This window comes from Halalkalibacterium halodurans (genome assembly GCF_004376175.1).
GTDB lineage: Bacteria > Bacillota > Bacilli > Bacillales > Bacillaceae_D > Halalkalibacterium > Halalkalibacterium halodurans.
Genome location: NZ_SNUY01000141.1, coordinates 1 through 1,530 on the forward strand (window position 1 = coordinate 1; position 1,530 = coordinate 1,530).

Sequence of the window (1,530 nt, forward strand, 5' to 3'; positions counted from 1 at the left end):
CGCTAAAATTGAGGTTTGACAAAACATAAAGAACTTGATCACGTAAAAAGGTATGGGAACACATCTATAGTAGCAAATTGAATGGAATCAGTAATATCAAGGGTTACAGAAATTTGTCCTGTGGCTCTAGGAGATAACCTGTTTGCTGATCCACTCACCGCCTATGTTCAACAATACGAGAGGCAAAAGGAGGGTGCTTTCGTTCTTTTAAAAGAAGTCCGCGATCCAACAAGATACGGGATTGCGTTTCTTGATGAAACGAAACAAAAAATAAAGAAGATCGTTGAAAAACCAAATATGCAAGGGTCTGCCTATTGTGTCACAGGCATTTATATGTATGACCGAACCGTTTTTTCATTTATTGAGCAGATTGCTCCTTCAGCCAGAGGTGAATTAGAAATTACAGACGTGAACAATTTTTATATTGATCAAGGAACGATGGGATTTAACATTTTGCCCGACTGGTGGATTGACGCCGGTACTCACGAATCGTTATTTAAAGCAAATTGCTATATGAATCAAACATTAGATTTAGCGGGAGGAGAGTCATGAGTAAGCAAATACTCGTAACCGGAGGCGCTGGGTTTATCGGTTCACATTTTATCGAGGCATTGTTGCAGCATAAACCAACGTATCACATCACAAATGTCGATGTTTTGACGTACGCTGGAAAGCTGGAAAATATGGCGGGATTTACTGATCATCCGAATTACCGTTTTATTTCAGCTGACATCGGGGATGCCGACCAGCTCCTTGAGGCATTTGATCGCACCTATGATGTGATTGTTCACTTTGCTGCAGAAACCGATGTGGATCGAAGCATTCACAATCCAATGGTTTTCTTAGAAACGAATATTCTTGGAACGCACAATTTACTCCTCGCCGTTTTAAAAGGCTACGCTAAGAAAATCCTTTACATTTCTACCGATGAAGTCTACGGTTCATTAGGTATGAAGGACGTCCCTTTCACAGAACAGTCTCCGTTAGCAGCAAATAATCCGTATTCGGCTAGTAAAGCAGGAGGAGACTTATTGGCTCGTTCCTTTTACAAGACATACCAAGCTCCTGTGATCATTACCCGCTGTAGCAACAACTACGGACCGAGGCAGGACAAGGAAAAACTCATTCCAAAAATTATCGCGAACGCTCTCACCAATAAAAAAATCCCCCTATACGGAGACGGCTTGCAAATCCGCGATTGGCTTTACGTCACCGATCACTGTCGGGCCTTAACCACCATTATGGAACATGGTGAAATTGGTGAGATATACAACATTGGTGGTGGAAACGAACGCACAAACCTTGAAATCACCAAACAGATCCTCAATATTCTCGGAAAGGATCACGACCTAATTAAATAGAGTCTCGGAATAAATAACAATTTTCCGGGTGAAATGAACCAAAATTACTGGAAATTGGATTGGAATGGCCTGCACACTCATTATTTTCATTGTATTTTCAAAAATGTGCATGACAAAGAAACCTATTGCCATTATTTTTTTAAAAATTGACTAGGCGGCTTTAGGAAAG

General features: G+C 40.8%; 2 protein-coding genes. Both read left to right on the top strand.

Annotated elements, in window-relative coordinates:
- Positions 1-81: 81 nt before the first annotated feature.
- Positions 82-552: a sugar phosphate nucleotidyltransferase gene (locus E2L07_RS20425; protein ID WP_243855030.1), complete on the top strand. Its 471-nt coding sequence runs from the start codon at positions 82-84 to the stop codon at positions 550-552.
- On the top strand, positions 549-1,361 hold the full coding sequence (locus E2L07_RS20430) for a dTDP-glucose 4,6-dehydratase (RefSeq protein ID WP_243855031.1): 813 nt from the start codon (positions 549-551) through the stop codon (positions 1,359-1,361). The genes E2L07_RS20425 and E2L07_RS20430 overlap by 4 nt, the downstream gene beginning before the upstream one ends.
- The last annotated feature ends 169 nt before the right edge of the window (positions 1,362-1,530 follow it).

What these genes read in the sequence shown, in the direction of transcription:
- E2L07_RS20425 (WP_243855030.1), top strand. Translation starts at nt 82, where the DNA reads ATGGAATCAGTAATATCAAGGGTTACAGAAATTTGTCCTGTGGCTCTA.
- E2L07_RS20430 (WP_243855031.1), top strand. Translation starts at nt 549, where the DNA reads ATGAGTAAGCAAATACTCGTAACCGGAGGCGCTGGGTTTATCGGTTCA.